Source organism: Butyrivibrio sp. X503 (assembly GCF_003625475.1).
Lineage (GTDB): Bacteria > Bacillota > Clostridia > Lachnospirales > Lachnospiraceae > Butyrivibrio.
The window spans coordinates 315,355-339,899 of the sequence record NZ_RAIQ01000001.1; the positions used below are offsets into that span (position 1 = coordinate 315,355).

A 24,545-nucleotide genomic window follows, 5' to 3' on the forward strand; every position below is an offset into this window, starting at 1 on the left:
CTTTTCACCTTAAAACGAAGCACTTTAAACCAACATAAACCCATGAAAAATTCCAAGAGCATTTAAGCTTACCCTCTATAAGCTGCCCTTGGGATTTTTCGTTTTTTATCTTCATCTTTATTTTTGACTTCGAGCTACGAGTTCTCCGTTTTCCACGCCGAACTCTATCGTATCGTGCGGCTGAACCTTATCTTCAAGAATAAGTCTTGCCGACAATGTCTCTACGTACTTCTGAATATATCTCTTAAGCGGTCTTGCGCCGTAGATCGGATCGTATGCATTGTCTATAACGTAGTCCTTTGCTTCCTGTGAAAGCTTTATGGAAATCTCTCTGTCCGCAAGTCTCTTGTTAAGGTCATCTATGATAAGTTCGATGATTCCGCCGATGTTATCTTTTGTAAGAGGCTTGAACATGATGATCTCATCAAGTCTGTTGAGGAACTCGGGTCTAAAGTGTGCTCTAAGATCCTCCATTGTCTCTTTCTCAGCTTCCTCGCTGATGCTTCCGTCACTACTGATTCCGTCAAGCAGATACTGCGCGCCGATGTTGGAAGTCATGATAAGGATCGTGTTCTTAAAGTCGACTGTTCTGCCCTGCGAATCCGTGATACGTCCGTCATCAAGCACCTGCAAAAGGATGTTGAAGACATCGGGATGTGCCTTTTCGATCTCATCAAAAAGAACTACCGCATAAGGTTTTCTTCTTACTGCTTCCGTAAGCTGTCCGCCTTCTTCATATCCAACATATCCGGGAGGTGCTCCGATAAGTCGTGATACGCTGTACTTCTCCATGTACTCACTCATATCGATACGCACAATGTTATTCTCATCATCAAAAAGTGACTGTGCAAGGCTCTTTGCAAGCTCTGTCTTTCCGACACCCGTAGGTCCGAGGAACAGGAATGAACCAATAGGCTTTCTGGGATCCTTGATACCTGCTTTGGATCTCATGATCGCTTCGGAAACCTTCGTAACAGCATCGTCCTGGCCCACAACTCTTCCGTGGAGCTCATCCGCAAGATGAAGAGTCTTGTTTCTCTCACTCTCAGTCAGCTTGTTTACAGGGATTCCTGTCCATCTGCTGATTATACCCGCGATCTCTTCATCGGAAACCCTCTCATGAACAAGCGTTGTATCTGCTTCTTTCTTGTGAGCTGCTTCCTCGGCTTCCTCAAGCTCTTTTTTAAGAGCAGGAAGTTTGCCGTACTGAAGTTCTCCGGCTTTCTCATAATCACCGTTTCGCTGCGCTATTGCTATTTCCGAATTTATGGTGTCTATCTGTTCACGCATAGCCGCAAGCTTATCAACCGCCTGCTTCTCGTTCTCCCACTGAGCTTTTCTTGTATCAAAGTCTTCCTTGAGATCGGCAAGCTCTTTTTGCAGGTTGGATAATCTCTCTTTACTGAGGCTGTCGTCCTCTTTCTTAAGAGCGGCCTCCTCGATTTGCATCTGCATGATCTTACGATTGAGTTCATCGAGCTCCGCCGGCATCGAATCCATCTCGGTCTTTATAAGCGCGCACGCCTCATCGACAAGGTCAATCGCTTTATCGGGAAGGAAACGATCGGAAATATATCTGTTTGATAAAACCGCTGCACTTACAAGTGCGCTGTCCATGATCTTAACGCCGTGGAAAACTTCGTATCTTTCTTTTAAGCCTCTAAGGATACTGATGGTGTCCTCAACCGTAGGCTCATCTACCATTACTGGCTGGAAACGTCTCTCAAGCGCTGCGTCTTTTTCAATGTACTGTCTGTACTCGTTGAGCGTTGTTGCACCGATGCAGTGGAGCTCACCTCTTGCAAGCATGGGCTTAAGCATGTTGCCCGCATCCATTGCACCGTCAGTCTTTCCGGCGCCGACTATCAGATGAAGCTCATCGATAAAAAGAATAATCTCTCCATCAGAACCTTTTACATCCTCAAGAACGGCTTTAAGCCTTTCCTCAAACTCGCCTCTGTACTTGGCTCCCGCTACGAGAGCGCCCATATCAAGCGAAAAGATCTTTTTATCCTTTAAAGCTGTGGGCACGTCGCCGCTTGCGATTCTCTGCGCAAGTGCCTCTACGACCGCGGTCTTACCGACACCGGGCTCACCGATGAGTACGGGATTGTTCTTGCTCTTTCTTGAAAGGATCCTTATAACGTTTCTGATCTCGGTGTCGCGGCCGATAACGGGATCAAGCTTCTGATTCCTGGCCTTCTCGACAAGCTCTGTTCCGTATTTGGAAAGCGTATCGTAAGTAGCCTCGGGGTTATCCGTCGTCACGTTCCTGTTACCTCTTACCTCCGAAAGCACCTGAAGGAATCTGTTCCTGTCGATACCGAACTGAGCAAAGATCTCTTTAACCTCTTTATTGGCATGCTTAATAAGCGCAAGGAAGAGGTGCTCCACGGAAACATACGCATCGCCGAGTGCCTTGGCCTCATCCTCCGCAGACAAAAGAGCTTTATTAAGCTGCGTTCCGATGTACGGCTGGCCACCCTGAACCTTGGTTCTCTTGCCGATTGCCTCTTCAATTCTTGATAAAAAAGAGTTAGCATCAACGCCCATCTTCTCTACAAGTTTAGAGATAAGGCTATCTTCTATTGTCATAAGAGCATAGAGCAGGTGCTCTTGTTCAATCTCCTGATTGCCGTATTCAACGGCGATCTTCTCGCATCCGCTCACAGCCTCTATGGACTTTTGTGTGAACTTCTGTATATTCATAATTTCCTCCTCAAAAGATGAATATGCGCTTGTTCCGCCTTTTTTGTACGCAGACGGAACTTAATTCTATTTGTTCTACTACAACTATAACACGATTATTTTAAATGTCAACATCTCCCGGCCACCCGGCATGCAATTCACCAGAAATCCGTAATGTACATGCCCGTGATTGGTATGCGCAATTATTCCGTTCAGCGCTGTTGGCATGTATATTGCCCCCAAAACCATATTTGCATGTAGGATTTTGAAATGGCAAAGACACTATTCTATGCTTTCGGCATGTATATCGTCGGATAGCCTATATTTGCATGCCGGCAAGCGTTAACCAAAGCATGCCAAATAAAAATAAACTAGCAAATACATGCCAACGCCACGAAGAGCCATACATGTCAAATGGCAAAAAAGCCAATAGTACATGCCGACAAGCTGTAATCCCGGCATGTCAAACGCCGAAATCTTCAGATATGCATGTCCAAAAGAGAAAATGCTAACATCTCAACAGCAAAATCGGCATGCATATCAGAGAAAACTCTTAATATGCATGCCTACTTACCCAGATTCACGCAGAGCCGTACCACCCTTAGTCTCAAATTCCAAGATAATAAAAAGCGGACCGAATTGCCGTTACACGGCTCTCAATCCGCAAAAAACTTAAGTTCTCGGTTATCCAAAAGCATCATCAATATTCAATTCCGCGGCGCGCCTCAATTCCCTTATCATACGGGTGACGGATCTTTTCCATATAGGTGATGTAGTCCGCTTTCTCAGAAAGCATCTCGTCAGCGTTTCTGCCGGTCATGACAATTTCCATGCCATCGGGCTTGTTGTCTATCATATCTTCAAGCTTCTTCTTATCTATAACGCCGTAGTTAAACGGGTATGTGATCTCATCCATGATAAGCACGTCACACTCGCCGTTCTGGATATGCTCTGAGATCTTATCAAGTATCTCGTTATGAACCACGCGGAACATCTCGCACTGTGCTTCATCGTCTCGCTTGAGCCAGCCGAGCTCCTTCTCGCTTCTTACAACAGTAATTCCCGGTATAAGTTCAAGCGAAACAAGCTCGGAAGTTTTTCTGCCCTTCATAAACTGAGAAAAGACAACCTTCTTTCCGGCGCCTGCTGCCCTGACGGCAAGACCGATCGCTGCCGTGGTCTTTCCTTTTCCTTCTCCCGTATACAAGTGGATAAGGCCTTTTCCGCTCTTGTCATCATCCTTGGAAACCGCTCTTTTCGCAGCGGGTTCCTTTCTCATGGGGCAGCTGACCGCGCTGCAATTCTCGCAGTCTGAATGCTTCCTGCTTCTCTTTTTATGAAGCTTTGCGGAAAAGACAACGCTCTTTTTCGGAACAAGCACGAAAGATTCGTTGCATTTTACAATCTTCTGTCCAAGCTTTTTCATTACAGCGGCAAGCTCTTCAAGCGGCATCTTATCGCTGCCCGCAAAGACATAGCTTCCCACGTAAAGTCCGGTCTTTTCAAATATCTTTTTATCAACCTCTTCATAAGCAAGCGAGAGCATCTCCGTTCCGAGGCAATCGACGATAAACGCCTTCTGTATCTCGCCTTTTTGCAAAAGAGAATCCTGAAAGCTGTCGAAGGCATCTCCGAGCGTAACGACAACATAGACAGTCTCGCCCTCGATCACATGATGGAAACTCGCATGCACTCTCGGGTGAAGCTGTCTATATAGCATCACAATATCTTTTTTCTCACTTGTCTTAAAATGGTAACGCTTGATAAAACCTGAGATTCCGTTCTCATCAAGCTCAACCGCCAGAGGTTCAAAGGTCATAACCGTTCAATCTCCATTACTACTTTTTACCGGCTTGGCCCGCGCATAGATCACTCTTTACCGCTGCCATGAAAGCATGCAACAAACAGAGCCACTCCTATAGCAATCCAAACTGCAATATCCATATTGATTCCTCTTTCCATTTCATTAATGTATAAGCACAATCATATTTTACCCTCAATGCTCATATATAAGCAAATAAGCAAGATCGGTCGCATCAATCTTGCTTATTAATGTATTATTATTTGTTGTAGTATATTCTCCGAATTATCAATTTAGCCTTATGTATATTATAAGATAACGGCGCTTTTGATTTGCGCCCGTTTTATCACCCCAAAAGTTCTACTATCAACACTCACATCATAATTATCACCAACTACAAAATACTCATTTTCTGCTAATATCACCGCTTTTGAATTTGCATAATAACACCCCTTAATAATATTACCATTAATGCACAGGGAATCATTTTTAGATGATATAATATCGCCTTTTTCGGCAACTATTCTTTTGATTAATATCTGTCCTCCTTTCTCAAAAATTATCACATTATCTTTTTTAATCTGCACATATCTTCTATTTATTCCAACAACAAAACTTCCAGCCTTTAGCGTAGGGAACATTGAATTTCCAGCTATCTGTTTTACATCAAAAGAAAACAATAAAATCAAAACAAATATAATACAAACCATTTTTATTATTTGCTTTTTCATAGCTCATCCTATTTTTATAACATTTATTGTCTAATCATTATCAAACATAAAATATGCCTAAATCACAGTAAAATATAATAACACAATCATCGGCAATACAATTAGTACTCTTAACGCCTTATTTAATAAATCACCCACATACTTATACAGTATTTTTCTAAACAACAAAATCACCTAGCAATATATGCACTTCGTTCTTTTATGACCAGGATTATAGACAATCCTAAAAATAATATAGATAATAATAGAATAATCATAGAAGTCCAAAAATTGCATAGTATAAATGATGAAATTTTTGCTATACCATAAAAATCAAAGCATCTATTCATTATCGAATACATTATATTCTTAGGTTCATACACAAATCTCACAGGTATTATATATAAATATATTCCGGAAACTATTACAGCAGGAATTGTTTTTCTAAAAATCACTCCAAACAATGCTCCTATTAAACAAAAAAACAACGAAATTAGCAATGTAATTATTACTTTAGTAACAAAACTAGAATTACTAGTGTAATTGCAAATGTTAAATTCATCAAATGGTATTTTCCTTGCCAATATACCAGTCAATAATAAACTAAATATTTTGCTCGTTAGAAGAACTCCTATAATCAAACTACATATAATAAAAAACATAGTAATCAATTTTGATATTGCATATCCTCCTCTTCCAAACCTCAAAATCTTATGCTTTATTATTTTTGTTTTATAATCTGATACCATCATACCAGACCCAATAATCACAAATATAAAAGGAAAAAACGCAATACCTATTTCAAGCGCTTGCACCGGTCCATACTTAGGTGATACCGAATAAATCGCCTTGCACATCTCAGCATAGAAATACATCAATGGGTTTTTGATAACCTCTGCGCCATCTGTTTCGTCAATACTATATTCTCTATCCAAGTATTCTCCTTTATCTAAATTTCCATCTTCATAAAATATAGAAATATTATTATAGCTATCATATAAATCCATAACAGATTCATATTGAAAAAAAGAACAACCAAATGAATATAAAATTATACAAGTAACTGCTATAAGACATAGATAAGATCTTTTCAAATATTCCATTTCAATATTGACGGCCATAATAATTTTTTTATTCATCAAAATACCTTTCATAAACCAATCCTAAGTCATCACAAGAAATATATTCATCAGTAACATCGATTATATGCTTATTATGAATAATAAATACTTCATCAACAAGTCCTTCGTAAAATGCAAACTGATGTCCTGTCAAAATAATATCTTTGTCAACTGATTTTTCTTTTATTTCTTTTCTTAATAGTTTCATAGTGTCATAATCAAGTCCATTTGATATCTCATCCATAATCAATAAACTAGGATTTAAAATCTCACCAAGAACAAGAGCAAGCATTTTTCGTTGACCATATGAATATTTTTTAACTTTCCTCTTTAATGTGTCTTCCGAAAAATATTTATTTGATATTCTTTTTATATCATCTGCTTTAATTGATGTAGATTCCGATAAAACGTACAAATTATTAATCCCTGACAAATCATCATAAAAAGGACAATCATCCCATATTACAAATGTTTCTTTACGTATATCATCTATACTATAATTATCATACTTTATTTTACCTTTATATTTCTCCAAACCGCTTAGGCACTTGATTAATGTAGTTTTTCCGCAACCATTTGGCCCCATAAAAAAAATAATTTTATGATTTCCAACTGAAACCGTTTCGTCTTCAAAAATAATCTTGTTTTTATACTTCTTTGTCATATTTATCAAATCAAACATAAATACACCTATTCCTGCCTACATTTTAGTATTCGGGTGACTTAAAAAACTACAGGAAACGCGGTCACATTTTAATCAGTGACCACGTTTCTTTTTTATAAAACTGCTCTTACTCACGATATACGCTTAAACTTCTCTATCCACTCGCGCATTACCGTTCCGATAAATAACCATTCTGTCATTAATATCTTTACTATACCCAATTGTCACGCCACCCAACACAGCGCCTGCAATAAATTGTTTTTTTGCCAAATATGATCGCTCTGCTGCTGCATTTGATCTTGCAGCTTCATACTCGATTCCTTTTGCATTTACAAACAACCCATCTACTTTTTGATTCTTGTCTACGGAAGTAATCTCATTATCCGTCACTCTCCATGTGATCGAATCTTCACAGTAGCAAATGCCTTTTGCTCCGTGTTGGTTTGAAACATAGTATACATCAGTAGATGCTGCAGCAGTAAAAGGCATAAGAACAACTGCCATGGCAACACCATACCTTAATAATACGTTAACAATTTTTTCTCTCATATTCATCCTCTCTCTCTTTTAAATTTGTTTTTCACAGCACTCATCATCCTAGGATATCTAAAAAAACATCATGATTTTTAATTATACAGTGTAATGCTATAAATAATTAAATATTAGAGTAAACAGTTATTATAAGGAGTAATTTGTAAATTGGGATCACTCTTTATTGTACTCCTCAACAAATATATTATAGTGAAACAAGTAACATATTTAACCAATGCATATATTTATTTTAATGATTTTCTTCCAAGTATAATGTTACTCTACTCTGTATGGTATCGCATACTTCATCAACATTTCTTTGTTTTTCAAAATATAATGAGCTTTCTTCCAATACAATTTCCGCTATCTTCATGTTATAAACAGTATGATTATCTATAGACTCAATATGTTTCACAACATTTTCTACCTCATCATCTGTAAGCGGCATATCATCTAATTTCAATTGTCCTATGGAAAGCGTTTCTCTTATATCGGAACCATTTAATTCAGCTTGGCTTTTGGTGGCTTTATCAGCAAGTGCATAAAATGCATCTTTTTTAACTGGAAACCCTGACACTACATTATTTTGAAACTCATCTTTCATAAATGAACTCATAAAATCCCAAGCAACATCTTTGTTATGTGAATTAGCACTCATACATAAAATAATCGGAGCTACCAGAACACTTCCATTTCCCTGTGTACCCGGAAAGCCAATCAAAGTAATAGGTTCATCAAAAAAGCCTTGAGCTTGTATTCTATAATCATCAAAACAACTCATGTACACAACATTGCATAGCGCCTTTCCATTTCTATAACAAACATATTTTTTAGAATCAAATTCTTCAGCCGTTATTTCTTTAGGCAAATTATCTGCATATTCAAGTAATTCTTTAAATCTTCCATCAATAAAATTGCATGTATGATTATCCAAACTTACATAATCACTTGCACTAAGTTCTAACGCTGTATAAATAAAATTGCCTTGCGTAATTGGTCCAAATATATCTATATCCTCTATTCCTCTACTCCTTGCAATTTGTCGCATCTTTTTAATAGACCACCCATCACATTCTTTAACCTCACTAGTCTTCGCAACAACTGAACTAATTCGAAATACCGGAACAAGAGAATACATCTTCCCTTCCGTTTTAAAAGAATTCATTACATTTGGCAAATAATCATCATAGCTAATCTCAGGATCATTTTTCAAATATTCATCTAATGGTTCAATAATTCTTTTCGATATATAAGACTCTATCGGTATTTGTGATGAAGCTAATAAAATATCTGGCATTGTACCTGAAATAATATCTTTGTTTAGTTCAAGAATCCCTGCACCATATTCTTCTACATCATAAATTGAATAGTCAATTATTTCTATTCTATATTTATTATTGGAAGCATTAAAATCTATTACTGCGTTACGAATATCCGAATCAATATCATAACCTCCCATAGTTAATACTTCTTTTTCATCTTTTCCGTATTGTTTTTCATACCTTTTAATCTCGAGCCTCTGATCCGTTAAATTCATTAACAGAATTATCAAATTATTTTCATTAGGTTGATATACATATATAATGTTGTCTCTATTAACATTTATATCAGTATATGAACAAATATATTTCTTTCTAAAAGTTTCTATATCTATCTCGTATATCCCCTTTGAATCCATTAAAAACATATCACAAACATAAGAATATGACTTCTGAATACCGAACATTATTTTTTCAGGGATTACTAGCGAATCAAGAATTGCCCCCTCATCTAAATCAAACTCCTTTATTATGGTTTCTGTTCCTTTATGTTCTGAAACATATATTTTATCTTCTTTTCCACAAAAAACGCCATCAACAATGCTCTTATCTATATCATAATCTCTTATAATGCTACCATTCGCTTCAGAATAAAGAATGAAATGTGTAGCTGAGCAGATCAAAACCCCTTTCTCATCAATATAATATAAACCATCCCCCATAAAGCAGTTATTGCATCCACCCGCACTATTATATTCTGTTCTCCATAGTTCTTTTCCGTCTTTTCCCAGTTTCACTATATTAAAGATTTTATTTCCATCTTCCTCCCCTTCTGAATTGCTTGATTTTTCTCGGTTCTCATTTCTTTCTAAAATATATATATTTCCTTCATCATCAGCACAGATTTTTATCACATAAGTTATATTATCCGCAAAAACTTCTGGATCATATTTAAATTGAACAGAATCGCCATCACTAGTATTAAAACAAGTAATGTTATAACTCAAACTATCGTCTTTATCTGAAGACTGTTCTTCACATGTATAAATGCATCCATTTCTACATGAAATACTAGATGGATCACAATATCTAACATCGCCTCCATCAAAGCAAGCTTTTTCAGCATAATAATAACCATCTGTTTCAGAACGTTTTACATCACTTACTGTCTTTTCTCTCTTCTTTTCTGTCCCACAAGCCATTTCTTGAAACAAAAAAAGAGCTATAATAAAAAGAACTACTATTTTTCTAAGAATATTCATACCGTAATTATTCATATTGCATTTAGCCTCTTAAATAAAATATTTTTTATATTCCAAGAAGAAATCCTTATACTTATTTCTGCTTATAGGTATAATATCCCCATTAGTCAATTGAATTTCTGTTCTTGAATATGAGTTGACATAATCAAAATTTATTAAAAATGATTTATGACATCTATAAAAATTATTATTATGCAACTGTTTTTCAACACTCGAAAGTGTACCAGCGTGTTCAATAATTGCATTCCTATTTAATAGATGAATAATACTATTTTTCCCATCCCCTTCTACATAAACTATCGTATTCGTCTTGCACAAAGTGCTTGAATTGTCATGCTTTATCTCAATAGCGCTCCCTATTCTCTTACTTTTTATATAATCATTCAATGTTTCAAATATTTGTTCTTCTATAATTGGCTTTAAATAAAATCTAAATGCCTCAACTTTAAAAGCATCAAAAACTGCTTCTATACTTTTTGAAAAAAACACAACTGAAGCATTCTTATCAGTCATCCTTAGTTTTCGTATTATCTCCGCCCCACTACTTTTGTTATTCCCAATGTTATAATCAACAAAAATCATATCGTATTGGTCATTGTTATTATTCACGCTTTCTATCAGCGATTCACCTGATTCAAATTCATCAATTCTAAATTCGATGTCCTTATCAAAAAAAACTTAATGATTTTTTCTCTAATATATATTCTGTCACTGTTTATATCTTCACAAATTGCAATAGATAAAAATTTTTTTCTCATTAGCAGCCCCCTAATATATAGTTTCCAACTAAATTTTGCATAGATTATACACCCCAATAATTTTTCCGCTCTATTATCCTCCTCACGTATTATCCTGATATTTTTATACTAAAATACAAAAAAAGAGCCATCAATGATAACTCTTTTTTCGCAAAGATAACCTGTTAAGTGTAATTCGTTCGACAATTCTCCTCATAATTTTAACACTTATCAAGTTAACTTATCACTCAATCAATTATTATTGCTTTATGCATATCAGGTCCTTAGAATTTTTAATATACATACAACAGTATAGGGAGGGTACAAAACATGGAATATGGTACATCAATTTGGGAAGCAGTAGAATCAGTATTATCAGGGGCCTCAAGCTCAAGCAGATACGGGGGTAATTAACAAAATTTGCCCATTAATCAAATCACTATTGTTTTTGCTTCTCTGATAGGGATAACTACATGAGCTTGAACAAATCCGTTATCTTGATTAAGGGTTATATTTCCATTTTCTTTTTGAATTGCATACGTAATACTGCTCAATCCGATACCATGATTTCCTACATCCGACTTTGAAGTTAACGTATTCATTCCTTCAAAATTAGTATTGTGATGAGCAGTATTCTTTATTTTAACTTCAAAATAGCGCTTCCCCATCTTGAATTCAACAAATAGTTCAAGATTCTTTACATTCTGCTCATTCAATCTCAGGATTTCTTCTACTGCATTCTTCAATAGATTAGAATATACTGTACATAAGCACATTTCACTTATTCCAACGCTTTCCGGAACCACTCCTCTAACAGTTATACGAGCAAACTCTTCAATCTCATATAGATAATAACAAGATATAGCATCTATTACATCATGCCCAATACAATATTTTTTCTGGGTTGTAGCTAACACAGCCCCCTTTAATTCGTTGAGGTAATCTTTGGCAGAATTCGCCTTACCTTTTTCAAGATATGATTCTATAACCATAAAATGATTCAACATATCATGACGATACTTCCTGATCTCTTTATCTTTTCTGATAAGACTTTGATAATGCTCTTTCTGTATTCCACGAAGTAACCTTTCTTGATTAATTCCCTCATTTAGTCTACTATTTATATTTATCATTCCCACTATTTGAGTACCAAGAAAAGCCGCACTTAGCAGCATTATTATTCCAAAAACAAAATAGAACCCTTCTCCTTTTGAAGTTCTGATAATATGCGTTCCTCCCAAACACAAACAGACATCTACAACAACACTCGTTATTTTTAGAAAAAAGTTAAGTCTTCTGCTTATTATCCCACGCAGATAATTATCTATTCCTAATCGAAAAATATAAGCCACTATCAAAAGAAGAGTAAAAAAGCCATCCAAAATCAGGTAGTCATACTCTATAGAAAAAAGATCATTTCGAATATATTTTGTGTATATATTATCAAAAATGCTGTCTACTGCAGTAACACTCATCATAATAATAAAACTATTCCATATTCTATTACTTATCTTATGCTCCATATTCAGAAACATAAGTGTTACCGCTCCAAGTAGTGTCAATGCATAAGCGCCTTCAAACGGTATGATTCTTGCTGCTAAGCCAATCATGACAATCATTATTGATAAAACATATAGTATTTTTTTATTCTTTATCCCAATCTTCTGCTTAGAGCATAACGCATAAACAATATAGTATTTAGCTATCTCACAACAAAAGATAAATTCAACCAAAATTATTTTTTCCATACTCTTCCTTTAACTGTATCTTAAATCATATTCCGTGTATTTCTTCAAAAACTCTTTCTGGCGTCTGACAGAAATCACAAATGTCTTTTTTCCAACCACTGCCTTATTTTTGCTATATGAACTTATGTATTTAAAATTCACCAAGTATTGCCTATTAACGCGAAAGAAAATGCGATTATCCAGTTGTTTTTCCAATGAATTTAAAGAAGTATCCTTCCTGAATATACTGTTCCCCGCCATAATTTCAACATATCCGTTATATGCTCTGATCATGGTTATATCTTTTTCTTTAATGTTAAAACTCACTCGATCTCGATATGCTTCAATCTCTGCCTCACCGGGTTTTTCTTCAATCGCTGCAGCCAACGCTTCCCTAACTTCATCATATAAAAACGGCTTAGTAATAAATCGTAATGCCTCTATGAAAAAAGCCTCTTTATACCTATCAATTTGTGAGGTTGCAATTATAATTTTACATTCAGGATTTTGTCCCCTAATCCTTCTCCCCACTTCAATTCCATCCATTTCCTCCATTTCCACATCTAGAAACAAAACATCTATCTTTTCTATTTCCTCCAGTAATTTCACAGGCGAGGTATATTCACACAAAACCCATTCTTTGCAATTAAACCCACCATAAATTTGCCTAACCAGCTCGCCAAGCTTGTCAACAATCTCCTGCTGGTCATCACAGATTCCAATACATAATTCCCCCACTCGCATTTCCTCCATATAAGCATTCCATTTTGCTACAATGTAGTTAACATCACTATTATACAATTACTAGGAGCTTTCTTGCAATTTTTTATCATCATATGTTACAGGAAGTTTTCGTATTTTTGTTAAATATCTTTCTTTTTCTCGTTATTTCAATCAATACTATAATATTCCGAGCAACTATAGCCGATATATAATAGAGGTATCCACTGATTAAATTTGAGGGTTATGTATGGTAATACAGCACAACATGGCGTCGATGTTTGCGCATCGCCAGCTGGGAATTACAACAAATACAAAAGCAAAATCCGCCGAGAAGCTATCGTCGGGTTATCGTATAAACCGTGCTGCAGATGATGCGGCAGGGCTTGCTATCAGTGAGAAAATGAGAAGGCAGATTCGCGGACTGGGTCAGAACATGCTGAACATCCAGGACGGAATCAGCTTTATTCAGGTTGCGGACGGATATCTCAATGAAGTTCACGACATGCTTCAGAGAATCAATGAGCTATCGGTAAAAGGCGCCAACGGTACTCTTACCGACAAGGACAGAGAATTTGTCAACGAAGAAGTTCAGCAGATAAAGAACGAGATTGAAAGAGTCTTCGGTTCCGCCTCTTTTAATGAAATGAAGATCTTTAAGGTGCCCTATGCACCTTCTGTTACTCCCAACACAGAGCCATATGATATCCAGGTCTTTTACAGTGCACCGGGCACTATCGGAGGTCTGGACTTTAATAATGTCAGATACAATCTTGATGAGCTAGCCGCAAAAGGTCTCGAGCTTGACGGAAACGGCAACTCGACCAAGGATCAGACTGTGGAATTCGATCTTTGGGACGGTGAAAAGGTTCATATAAGCCTTAAAGAGGGAGAATCTCTGGATAAAGTCGTAAGAAAATACGAGTGGAAAGCCGATGAGACCGGAATAAAAGTCAACAATGTAGACGTTGCCACATGGACAGGTCTCGGAATAAGCGGAAACGGAAATGACGCAGGCACCTACTCTTTTGATTATCACGGAACCACAGTAAGCTTCGACGTTGAAGAAGGTGACGATCTTTCTTCAATAATTGAAGGTATCAACGGTAACAGCATCACAGAGCCTTCATACTGGAACATATCGGTTTCTTCTGCGACATCAAAAAATATTTTCACACTTCCGAATGGTGTTAATAATGTCAAAGTTACAAACGCCAACAAAAATGCTGCGGATGACAAATACGAGATACTTGCAAGTACAGAAGGTCTTTCTGTCAGAAGGACCGATAGGAATGATTCGACCGAAACATCAACAACAGGAGTATCCGCATGGGGTGGCTTTAAAAATATTACAGGCAACCCTGTTCCGAGAACTCCGGCAGAGAGTACAGATTATCCGATTTCCAACTGGGGTCTTGAAAATGATTCCAATGACTCAAACAGCATAACTTTTGATTCCGACGCAAAATATAATTACAAAAATACGCTGGATAGCATGGAGATCAACTATAACTTTAAGCTTGCCGATGTTTCAAGTAGAGATGAAGTTATAAGCGCCATAAACGAGACCAATCTTGGCGGAAGTGTAACTCCCGGAAATTCATCGCTTACAAACGAAAACAAATCGGGATTCAGCATCAGTAACAATAATAAAAACATCTCGGCAAATAACTACAACGCGTTTGTTCTGCAAAGAGCATATGGTCGTAACTTCGACCAGACAGGCTCAAGTATTACCGGCGAGATCAGTTGGGCCAGCACCAAGACTAATGAGACCGAGCATGTACAGAATACGGGAACTCCAAGCTCCTTAAGCAATCACAGTACTTTTTCGGATACCCCAAGCTATTATTACAAAACAGATGACGGGAAAGTATATCTTAGAACAAATGAAAGGATCACAACCAGAACCGACAATATGCAAAGGGTAGATACTTATACCTGGCGCGAAGATTATAATGTCGCTTTCAGCGGTTCTCTCGGTGAAAGCTCAATGGATGGTGAAACTCGCAGTATCAGTTCTAACTATACTCAGACCAAAACATATAACTACACTGTTAAAACCTATTCACTTTCTTATCAAAATGACAGAATGATCACCGGCGCTGAGCTTGACGAACTCAATCAGAGAGTTGCCGAAGGCAACGCAACGATTGAAAACAGCGTTCACGTGGCACCCGCAACGCAGGAAACAACTCCTACCCTTGCAAGCGATATCACTTCGCACACCGGAGGCACATTAAGATTAAACTCAAGCTATGTTGACAGCAGCAAGTCCAATCTCAGTGCTTTTGATTACAGCTACAATGTGTCTTACAACGATATAATAAATAAAGCCGGTGCGGCTAAAGGCGACAGCGTAAGCCTTAACCTTACATTTAACCAAAACGCCACAAGATCCTTTAGTCCTGCTCTCAAGAACAATAGAGTTAACGAGTACGACTTCATGAACATTGTGATCGTTCCTCCGAGAAAAGAAATGATCATACAGGCAACCCCCGATGGTGTATTGGGAGAGCAGATTCCTATAAATTGGAGTGCACTTAGCCTTTCAATTATCGGTATGACGGGTGCAAACACTCTTACTCAGGAAGCTTCGCAGGGTTCGATCGATCTCACCAAGGCGGCGCTTGATAAAATCTCACTTGAAAGATCCGGCTTTGGTGCGGCGCAGAACAGACTTGAGCATGCGTACAATTACACCGCAAATGCTCAGGAAAACACTCAGCATTCGGAATCTATAATCCGCGACACGGATATGAACGCCGAGATAACAAGACTGCGTAATCACGAAGTCCTTCAGCAGGCCGGTGAAGCAATGCTTGCTCAGGCCAACCAGTCCAAACAGGGCGTTTTGTCATTATTGCAATAACAGAAAGAAGTTCAATGTATAGATCGCATTGAACTTCTTTTTTTATTTCCTTTTTAAATCTTTCCTTTTATAGCACTTTTTCTTAGATATTACTTACCGCTTTCCTTGTAAGCCGTAGATATGTAATTAACATTGCTGACCTTATCGTTTTCGTTTATTACGAAGCCAAGCAAAAAACCATCATATTCATATGTGAGGATCGGTTTGCCACTATCTTCTTTTGGCTCACCGTATGCAGCAATGACATCGTCCTTACTGTCTCCAACACTAATTCCCTTTGCTGTTTCCGGGCCCTGAATATTGAAGTCAATCTGTGCGGCAGACTCTTTTCCATTGTCCGTATATGTAACAAAAAGGATGCCTTCGTCCACCGTATCTGTGTGGGTACCGTAATCATAATAATTCATATCACCGGCACCTGAATTCTTTTGCTCAGGTTCTCCTAGTGCAGCAAGGGTTGTAGCTACATCATCAAGAATTGATATCTTCTTGCCGTTATATGCAAAAGCATCATCGGTCATAGAAGATAAATCCACGGATGTCTCTGTAGCTGCTCCCTCCGTAACTTCAGAGTCTGCGGAATCCGCCGCATCGGTCTTGTCTGCATTGTCGGCATTATCTGCATCACTTTCCGAAGCATCGATAACAGCTTCAACAGAAAGCTCTGTCGCAGAAGTATCCGATGTTCCGGAACCACACCCCCATAGCCCGCACATCATTACAGATGCCGTCATGATCGCCAATACATTTTTTGCTTTCATTATATCTCTCTCCTTTCGTAAACTGATATATACATCAAGATATGAAGAGCTTTTGCTCTATATCAGATGTTCTCATTTCTGATCGTTTCAATCGTATTTTGCTTCTTTATTTTTGCAATCGAATAATTCATGATCAGCGAGATAAGTAGAAATACCGCCAATATAGCTATTACCACGGGAATGATGGGGAAGCTGTACGAAGCTCCCGAGCTTTTGACTCCCGCATAATAGAGCAGATAAGAAGCTGCCACTCCTAATATTGTTCCAAAGAACAGTGATCTGGTACCCATAAATACAGTTTCCAATCGGATCATCCTATTAAACTCTTTTGATGTCATACCAACAGATCTGAGCATGGCGAATTCAGGTTTCCTGAGCTCCATGTTGGTAGTTATGGTATTAAATATGTTGGTAACACCGATCAGAGAAAGTACTATTATGAACCCATAAAGGAAGACACCCATTAACGTAACCAAATTTCTGTGTTGTCTTGCACTTTCCTCCAGATTCCTCATAAAATAATGCGTTTCGGTTATTAAGATCTGATCTATTTCATCCTGCAACTTATCTGCATCGGTAGCGTGATAATAGATCGTAAGCGATTTTTCCGCTTCATCACTAATCAAGCTGTCAAACAATTCATCGCTGATAACATGGTATTCTCCGTCGGGATAATCCAGTCCAAAAGGTCTTTCATCTGTTACATATCCGATCTCCAATGTTCCATCGAAGTTCTCGCTTTTTACAACGTCTCCTACCTGTCCGCAATTTACCGCAATTATCTTATCTTTAATGTCTTCATAGTTTAGCCCGAGTTTTTTTATGTACTTCCGATATTGTTCATCTCCGATTGCACAAACATTGTCATAGTAACCCATTTTCCTGTATATCGTATAATCATCTACTCCGTCCAACTTAGTAGTTTTGAGGAACTTGTTGTATCTGTTCGCATCACCGTAAACAGAAGACGATAAATACACATTGTAATCAGATCCCTTAAGTTCATCGCCGGCGGATGCCAACATACTACCCATAAAACTTGACAATGCTATGAAAATGAACACCGACATAACGATTGAAATTACCGTAGTTCTGTATTTCTTTTTATTTCTCTTTAAATTCTTATAAGATATTTCTCCGCCGATACCAAATAGCTTTTTAATGATCTTCGGAGATCTGACCTTCTTGGATTTGATCTTAATCTCAGCACTGTTTCTTATGGAATCGATGGGCGATACCTTAGAGGCTTTTACTGCCGACCGAAGCGCCGATAAATAAATAGTTACAATACCAAATATGATAGCTATCAGGATAGCGACCGGTGAGACTGAAAACATCAGTTTTACCGACCCTAAGGCATCTCCATCTTTGTTCATAAAATAATTTATTCCGACAACCAAGATGACTGTAGCCAACCATCCGGATAATACTCCCAAAGGAATACCGATCGCTCCCAATACAGTAGCTTCATAGAATACATTTCTCCTGATCTGTTTCTTGGTAGCTCCGATACTTCTTATCATTCCGTACTGCTTAATTCTCTCTGTGATTGAAATATCAAAACTGTTCTTTATACAAAATACGGAAGTTATCACTATGATCCCCATGATCAGAAGTATTACTACCGCATAATCTCCAAATTCCTGAAACGGATTCGCTTCCAACATCATGAGATATTCATTGAAGCCATATTCATACTTGGAGTTCTCTACCTGCGCTGCCAATCCTTTGGCTGCTTTCTTGTTATATCTAAGATACACATCAACATTGCCCGCCAGCTTATTTTCATCGACGTAAGTTACAAATGTATATCCGGGAGCATCAAAAGGCTCAATATTCGTTGAAGGTCTTTCAACAACACCCACAACCGTATAAGTCTTGCCTGTTGTGCTTGTTATTTTTTCCGGGTTATCTGCATCGTATGGATCACTCTGGGTAAAATCCTCACCGGCATCATTGACTCTTTCACCCACATTTAAAGTGACAGTATCTCCGACTTTTAAGAGATTTCTACCATTAGTCTTAAGATGGGTGGGAATGACGATCTCATTCTCGTTCTCCGGAAGTCTCCCTTCCACCAATCTGCTTGTTATATTATTCAGTGCATCCGGAGTATATGCCTTCACAAACGCATAAGGCTTGTACTCATTTTTGGTTTCTATTTCCGCATATCCCAAGTCCTGAGTCAGGCTCATTTCTGTAATATCACCGTCGCTTCTGAATGTATCCAGATCACTTAAGGGAACATCATAATATGCCACATGATAATTTCCTCTTAACTCAATCTCGTAATTGATCGTAGATTGCAGGATGCTTGAAAACATCGAAGCCACTGCTGTCAAAAGAGCTACCGACAGGATAATGCCTATGATGGTAACTACGGTTCTTTTCTTATTCAGCTTGAGATTCTTGGTGGTCAATCTGTTAAGTAAGTTCATGTTCATACCTCCTCAACAATTTTTCCATCTTCAATCTTGATTATTCTGTCAGCAGCCTTGGCAATCTCCATGTTGTGTGTGATCATGATGATCGTCTGATTCAATTCTTTATTGGATTTCTTCAAAAGAGCTACGATCTCATCGCTTGACTTAGAATCCAAGTTTCCTGTAGGCTCATCTGCAAGAACAATTGTAGGTTCGGTGATCAGTGCTCTTCCGATACTTGTTCTCTGCTGCTGTCCTCCGGACAATTCGTTTGGAAGATGATTTTTTCTTTTTTCCAAACCAAGCAGATTCAACATATTGTCCAATGCTTTCTTATCCACTTCACGGTCATCTAATGACAAAGGAAGAGATATATTTTCTTCTACGTTTAATATAGGGATCAGATTATAGAACTGATAGATCAGACCGATCTGCTGTCTCCTAAACACAGCCAGTTCATCATCGTTTAATTCAAAAATATCTTTACCATCAACAAAAACTTTACCTGATGTAGGTCTGTCAACACCTCCAAGCATATGAAGCAGTGTTGATTTACCGGAGCCTGACGCTCCGACTATTGCAACAAATTCTCCTTTCCCAACAGAGAATGATGCGTTATCCAATGCAACAACTTCGGTTGTATCTTTACCATAAATCTTGGTCAGGTTTTCAACCTTTAAAATATCCATAAAGCCTTTACCTCTCTCCTTTTATTAGCGTGTATTAGTTGTACTAGTACAGTTGTATCATATGAATTTACTCCTGTCAACCCGCATTTTTGCCTCAAAGGCTTTAATAGTGTAGAATAAACGGGAACTGATAATTAAATTGTAATGGAGAAAAAAATGGTAATTAAGAATGTAAACCTTGAAACGGTTTGTGGAATAACCAGTACTCTTCCCGATAACATACATCCCGAATTTGCTTTTGCGGGAAAAAGTAATGTCGGCAAGAGCTCACTTATAAACGGTCTTATGAATCGTAAGAACTATGCAAGGACCTCACAGGAGCCCGGTAAGACTCAGACAATCAACTATTACAATATCAATGATGAGTTTTATCTTGTGGATCTTCCGGGATACGGCTTTGCAAGAGTTCCGGAGAAAGTCAAGCAGCAGTGGGGAAAAATGATCGAGAATTACCTCCACACATCAAGGCAGCTTGTAAGAGTCTTTCTGCTTATAGATATAAGACATGAGCCTTCCGCCAATGATGTACAGATGTATAAATGGGTTGTTCATCAGGGCTTTCAGCCTGTCATCATCGCAACCAAAGCTGACAAGATCAAGAATTCTCAGAGAGAAAAGCATCTCAACATGCTAAGAAACGGTCTTGGACTCCCTGAGGATGTAAGAATCTTCCCTTACTCAGCCCTAAGTAAAGAAGGCAGACAGGAAATCTATGATTTCATGGATGAGCTTCTTGCTGAAGTAAACGGGACAAATGAAAATGATCAGTAAAAAAATACCGCAGAGGTTTTGAAATATAAGCAATTTCAATGCCTCCGCGGCTTTTATTTTATCTAAAGATCAAGTATTAATTATCTTTTTTGACGAATACAGGATTATAAACTCCTCCATCCATTCGATATGCTCTTATATAAACCACATCCTTAAGTTCCGGGGAAGTATCCTTGTCCTGTTCTGCAATAACTCCCTTAGGATAAATATCATAATAACTCTGAGATGCATCATCTATATACTGTAACCGAAAAAGAAGATGCCCCTTTCACTTGGAATAAGACATCTTCTTATTTTAACTAAATGAAGTTCCGCTCTCGCCGGGTAATTATTTAGCCGGTTTAAGTCTCTTGGAATCATTGTGTACGATAAGCGGCTGACTGTCGCCATCCACACACGCCTCGGTAATAACGCACTCGGTGATCGTATCATCTGAAGGAATCTGATACATAACATCCATCATAGATTTTTCCATAATAGATCTGAGTCCTCTTGCTCCGGTCTCTCTCTCGTAAGCCATCTTGGCAATCTTGTGAACAGCCTCATCCTCGAATGAAAGCTTAACGTTATCAAAATCAAAGAGCTTCTGATACTGCTTAACAAGAGCATTCTTGGGCTCTGTAAGAATCCTTACAAGAGCTTCCTCTGAAAGTCCCTCGAGAGTTACTGTAATAGGAACACGTCCTACGAACTCAGGGATAAGTCCGAACTTAACAAGATCCTGAGGAGTAACCTCTTTGAGAACTTCTCCTATCTCTCTTTCAGACTTATCTGCTATCTCTGCGTTAAATCCGATGGAATTGCGGTCAAGTCTTGCCTCAACTATCTTCTCGAGGCCATCGAACGCACCGCCGCAGATAAACAGGATATTGCTTGTATCGATCTGAATAAGTTCCTGATGAGGATGCTTTCTTCCTCCCTGAGGAGGAACGCTGGCGATCGTACCTTCCACGATCTTAAGAAGTGCCTGCTGAACGCCTTCACCCGAAACATCTCTTGTTATTGATACATTCTCACTCTTCTTGGTGATCTTATCGATCTCGTCAATATAAACGATACCGTACTGAGCTCTTTCAATATCATAATCAGCATTCTGAATGAGCTTAAGAAGAATGTTCTCAACGTCCTCACCTACGTAGCCGGCCTCTGTAAGAGTCGTGGCATCCGCGATTGCAAAAGGAACATTGATGATCTTGGCAAGTGTCTGCGCAAGATATGTCTTACCTGAACCTGTCGGTCCTACCATGATGATGTTACTCTTCTGGAGTTCCACCTCATTCTTGTCTTCGGTCTTGGGTGCCATAACACGTTTATAGTGATTATAAACGGATACAGCCAAGACCTTTTTGGCCTCGTCCTGACCGATTACGTATTCATCAAGGAAGTTCCTGATCTCTGCCGGCTTAAGCAGATTGATCTGCTGGTTACCGGTAGGGACGGGTTCATCCTCGAACTCTTCATCGATAATATCTGAGCAGATCTCTACGCATTCATCGCAGATATATACACCTGCGGGACCTGCTATCAATTTTCTTACCTGATCCTGTGTCTTGTTACAAAAAGAGCACCTGATCTCTGCCGGGTTTTTTGCCATTATTTTTTATCCTCTTTCTTGGGGCGATTCTCAACAATGGAATCAATAAGGCCATAATCAAGAGCTTCCTGAGCTGACATCCAGTTATCTCTCTCTGTATCAGCGCATACCTGCTCATATGGCTTGCCTGTGTTCTCTGCGATCATTCTGTTCAACTTCTCTTTGGTCTTAAGGATATGCTTAGCAGCAATCTCAATCTCTGTTGCCTGTCCCTGTGTTCCGCCAAGGGGCTGATGAATCATGATCTCAGCATTGGGAAGAGCCATACGCTTGCCCTTCGCTCCGCCTGCAAGAAGGAATGCTCCCATACTTGCTGCCATGCCGATGCAAATTGTGCTGACATCGCATTTGATATAGTGCATTGTATCGTAGATTGCCATTCCGGATGTGATTTCTCCTCCGGGGCTGTTGATGTACATATGTATATCCTTATTGGGATCCTCAGCCTCAAGGAACAAAAGCTGAGCCACAACTATACTGGCACTCTGTGCATTAACCTCCTCGCCTAAAAAAACGATTCTTTCTTTTAAAAGTCTGGAGTAGATATCATAAGATCTCTCTCCGCGGCTTGTCTGTTCAATGACGTAAGGTATTAAACTCATAATTTCTCCTTCTCTAGCCTTGATAATAATAATCCAATATCCATTATATCAGCTATTTTAAAAAAAGAACATCCCGCAAACGTCCAGTCTGCGAGATGTTCTCTAAATTTTTTATAAAGAATCAAGCCTCTTCTGTCTTTTTCTTTCTTGTTGTTGTCTTCTTAGGCTTCTCTTCCTTGGCTTCCTTAGCCTCGGTTGTCTTAGCTGTCTTAGTAGTCTTTGTTGTCTTAGTTGCAGTAGTCTTCTTGGCAGCTGTCTTCTTAGCAGGCTTCTCTTCCTTAGCTGCGTCGTCCTTCTTTGCAGCAGCCTTCTTGGTAGCCTTCTTAGCGCTCTCCTTAACATTCTCTACAAGGAAATCAGCAGCCTTCTGAACAGCAAGGTCGCTCTTCATCATCTTCTTCTCAGCATCTGACATGAGCTCCTTAAGCTTATCAAGCTCCATTCTGTACTGTGAAGCCATCTTCTCAAGCTCTTTCTCGAAGTCTTCCTCAGTAACCTCGATCTTCTCCTTAGCTGCAACAGCCTCGAGAACAAGTCTTGACTTGATTCTCTCGATAGCCTGAGGCTTAACCTGCTCAAGCATCTTGTCTACAGTGTTACCTGTATACTGAAGATACTGATCCATGTTCATGCCCTGCATCTGAAGTCTCTGAGCAAAATCATTAACGATCTGTCTAGCCTGAGTCTCAACCATTGCCTCAGGAAGCTCCATCTCGGAATCCTCAACAACGGCTCTTACAACAGTATCTTCTCTCTTAGCCTTCTCCTCGCCTGTCTTCTTCTCAACGAGCTTGTTCTTAACGTCCTCTTTGTACTCAGCAAGAGTATCGAAATCAGAAACATCGCTTGCGAACTCATCGTTAAGCTCAGGAAGCTCCTTAGCCTTGATAGCCTTGATAGTGCACTTGAAAGTAGCATCCTTACCTGCAAGCTCTTCTGCCTGATAATCCTTAGGGAATGTAACGTTTACATCGCCCTCTTTACCAATCTCAAATCCGATGAGCTGATCCTCGAATCCGGGAATGAATGAACCTGAACCGATTGTAAGAGGATAATCTGTTCCCTTTCCGCCCTGGAAAGCAACACCGTCAACGAATCCCTCGAAATCAAGAGTTACGATATCATCTTTCTGTACTGCTCTGTCTGTAACTTCAACAGTTCTTGCGTTGGTGTTTCTCTGCTTGTCGATCTCGGCATCAACGTCAGCATCTGTAACGTCGATATCCATCTTCTCAACTTCAACACCCTTATATTTTCCAAGCTTAACCGGAGGCTTAAGAGCAACTTCTGCTGTAAAGATGAAGTCCTTACCAGCCTCGAGCTGTTCAACATCGATCTTGGGTGAAGATACAACATCCTCTCCGCACTCCTCTACAGCCTTGGGATATTCTGTCTCGATAAGCTCATTGGCTGCATCCTCATAGAATACTCCCTTACCGTACATCTGCTCGATCATCTTACGGGGTGCCTTACCCTTACGGAATCCGGGAAGCTGGATCTTGTTCTTATTCTTCTCATAGGCTTTCTGAATGGCTTTCTCAAGCTGCTCTGCTGATACTTCAATCTTGAGCTTAGCCATGCTCTTCTCAAGCTTCTCAACTGTTACGCTCATT

At 38.7% G+C, this 24,545-nt stretch carries 18 protein-coding genes; 2 read left to right on the plus strand and 16 right to left on the minus strand.

Annotated features, from left to right (window positions below; all coding sequences use genetic code 11):
* Window positions 1–117: 117 nt before the first annotated feature.
* The 10 genes from clpB to D6853_RS01435 all read right to left on the minus strand — a co-directional run bounded on the left by clpB (window position 118) and on the right by D6853_RS01435 (window position 13,238).
* Window positions 118–2,709, minus strand: coding sequence for an ATP-dependent chaperone ClpB (gene clpB / locus D6853_RS01390; RefSeq protein WP_120656024.1), 2,592 nt, complete (start codon window positions 2,707–2,709; stop codon window positions 118–120).
* A gap of 679 nt (window positions 2,710–3,388) precedes the next feature.
* Window positions 3,389–4,507, minus strand: a complete 1,119-nt coding sequence (locus D6853_RS15455; protein WP_243108265.1) for a cob(I)yrinic acid a,c-diamide adenosyltransferase — start codon at window positions 4,505–4,507, stop codon at window positions 3,389–3,391.
* Window positions 4,508–4,797: 290 nt separating this feature from the next.
* Entirely contained in the window at window positions 4,798–5,220 is a 423-nt protein-coding gene (gene lepB, locus D6853_RS01400) for a signal peptidase I (protein ID WP_120656025.1), read from the minus strand.
* Window positions 5,221–5,390: 170 nt separating this feature from the next.
* Window positions 5,391–6,353 (minus strand): hypothetical protein, encoded by a 963-nt coding sequence (locus D6853_RS01405; protein WP_147367684.1) that lies wholly within the window; start codon window positions 6,351–6,353, stop codon window positions 5,391–5,393.
* Entirely contained in the window at window positions 6,331–7,002 is a 672-nt protein-coding gene (locus tag D6853_RS01410) for an ATP-binding cassette domain-containing protein (RefSeq protein WP_120656027.1), read from the minus strand. The genes D6853_RS01405 and D6853_RS01410 overlap by 23 nt, the downstream gene beginning before the upstream one ends.
* Window positions 7,003–7,128: 126 nt before the next feature.
* Window positions 7,129–7,533 carry a hypothetical protein gene (locus D6853_RS01415; RefSeq protein ID WP_147367685.1) on the minus strand — a complete coding sequence of 135 codons (405 nt, stop codon included), beginning with the start codon at window positions 7,531–7,533 and terminating at the stop codon, window positions 7,129–7,131.
* Window positions 7,534–7,765: 232 nt separating this feature from the next.
* Window positions 7,766–10,051 (minus strand): hypothetical protein, encoded by a 2,286-nt coding sequence (locus tag D6853_RS01420; protein ID WP_120656029.1) that lies wholly within the window; start codon window positions 10,049–10,051, stop codon window positions 7,766–7,768.
* 15 nt (window positions 10,052–10,066) lie between these two features.
* A complete protein-coding gene (locus D6853_RS01425; RefSeq protein WP_330541235.1) occupies window positions 10,067–10,696 on the minus strand; it encodes a LytR/AlgR family response regulator transcription factor in 630 nt (209 codons plus the stop codon).
* 508 nt (window positions 10,697–11,204) lie between these two features.
* Window positions 11,205–12,521 (minus strand): GHKL domain-containing protein, encoded by a 1,317-nt coding sequence (locus D6853_RS01430; RefSeq protein ID WP_120656031.1) that lies wholly within the window; start codon window positions 12,519–12,521, stop codon window positions 11,205–11,207.
* Between the two features lie 9 nt (window positions 12,522–12,530).
* Window positions 12,531–13,238, minus strand: a complete 708-nt coding sequence (locus D6853_RS01435; protein WP_158588635.1) for a LytR/AlgR family response regulator transcription factor — start codon at window positions 13,236–13,238, stop codon at window positions 12,531–12,533.
* Between the two features lie 232 nt (window positions 13,239–13,470).
* Here D6853_RS01435 and D6853_RS01440 point away from each other — a divergent pair, with 232 nt between their 5' ends.
* Window positions 13,471–16,092 (plus strand): flagellin N-terminal helical domain-containing protein, encoded by a 2,622-nt coding sequence (locus D6853_RS01440; RefSeq protein WP_120656033.1) that lies wholly within the window; start codon window positions 13,471–13,473, stop codon window positions 16,090–16,092.
* 89 nt (window positions 16,093–16,181) lie between these two features.
* Here the strand turns inward: D6853_RS01440 and D6853_RS01445 are convergent, their stop codons facing one another.
* The 3 genes from D6853_RS01445 to D6853_RS01455 form a co-directional block, all read right to left on the minus strand.
* A complete protein-coding gene (locus D6853_RS01445; RefSeq protein WP_120656034.1) occupies window positions 16,182–16,853 on the minus strand; it encodes a hypothetical protein in 672 nt (223 codons plus the stop codon).
* A gap of 62 nt (window positions 16,854–16,915) precedes the next feature.
* Window positions 16,916–19,291: an ABC transporter permease gene (locus D6853_RS01450; protein WP_158588636.1), complete on the minus strand. Its 2,376-nt coding sequence runs from the start codon at window positions 19,289–19,291 to the stop codon at window positions 16,916–16,918.
* A gap of 2 nt (window positions 19,292–19,293) precedes the next feature.
* Window positions 19,294–19,965: an ABC transporter ATP-binding protein gene (locus D6853_RS01455; RefSeq protein ID WP_120656036.1), complete on the minus strand. Its 672-nt coding sequence runs from the start codon at window positions 19,963–19,965 to the stop codon at window positions 19,294–19,296.
* Window positions 19,966–20,121: 156 nt separating this feature from the next.
* Here D6853_RS01455 and yihA point away from each other — a divergent pair, with 156 nt between their 5' ends.
* The gene (gene yihA / locus D6853_RS01460; RefSeq protein WP_120656037.1) at window positions 20,122–20,736 is read left to right on the plus strand and encodes a ribosome biogenesis GTP-binding protein YihA/YsxC; all 615 of its coding nucleotides are present in this window, start codon (window positions 20,122–20,124) and stop codon (window positions 20,734–20,736) included.
* Window positions 20,737–21,064: 328 nt separating this feature from the next.
* Here the strand turns inward: yihA and clpX are convergent, their stop codons facing one another.
* The 3 genes from clpX to tig form a co-directional block, all read right to left on the minus strand.
* Window positions 21,065–22,330: an ATP-dependent Clp protease ATP-binding subunit ClpX gene (clpX, locus tag D6853_RS01465; RefSeq protein ID WP_120656038.1), complete on the minus strand. Its 1,266-nt coding sequence runs from the start codon at window positions 22,328–22,330 to the stop codon at window positions 21,065–21,067.
* Window positions 22,330–22,932 carry an ATP-dependent Clp endopeptidase proteolytic subunit ClpP gene (gene clpP / locus D6853_RS01470; RefSeq protein WP_120656039.1) on the minus strand — a complete coding sequence of 201 codons (603 nt, stop codon included), beginning with the start codon at window positions 22,930–22,932 and terminating at the stop codon, window positions 22,330–22,332. Before clpP ends, clpX begins: the two co-directional genes overlap by 1 nt.
* 121 nt (window positions 22,933–23,053) lie before the next feature.
* Window positions 23,054–24,544 carry a trigger factor gene (tig, locus tag D6853_RS01475; protein WP_120656040.1) on the minus strand — a complete coding sequence of 497 codons (1,491 nt, stop codon included), beginning with the start codon at window positions 24,542–24,544 and terminating at the stop codon, window positions 23,054–23,056.
* Window position 24,545: the final 1 nt, after the last annotated feature.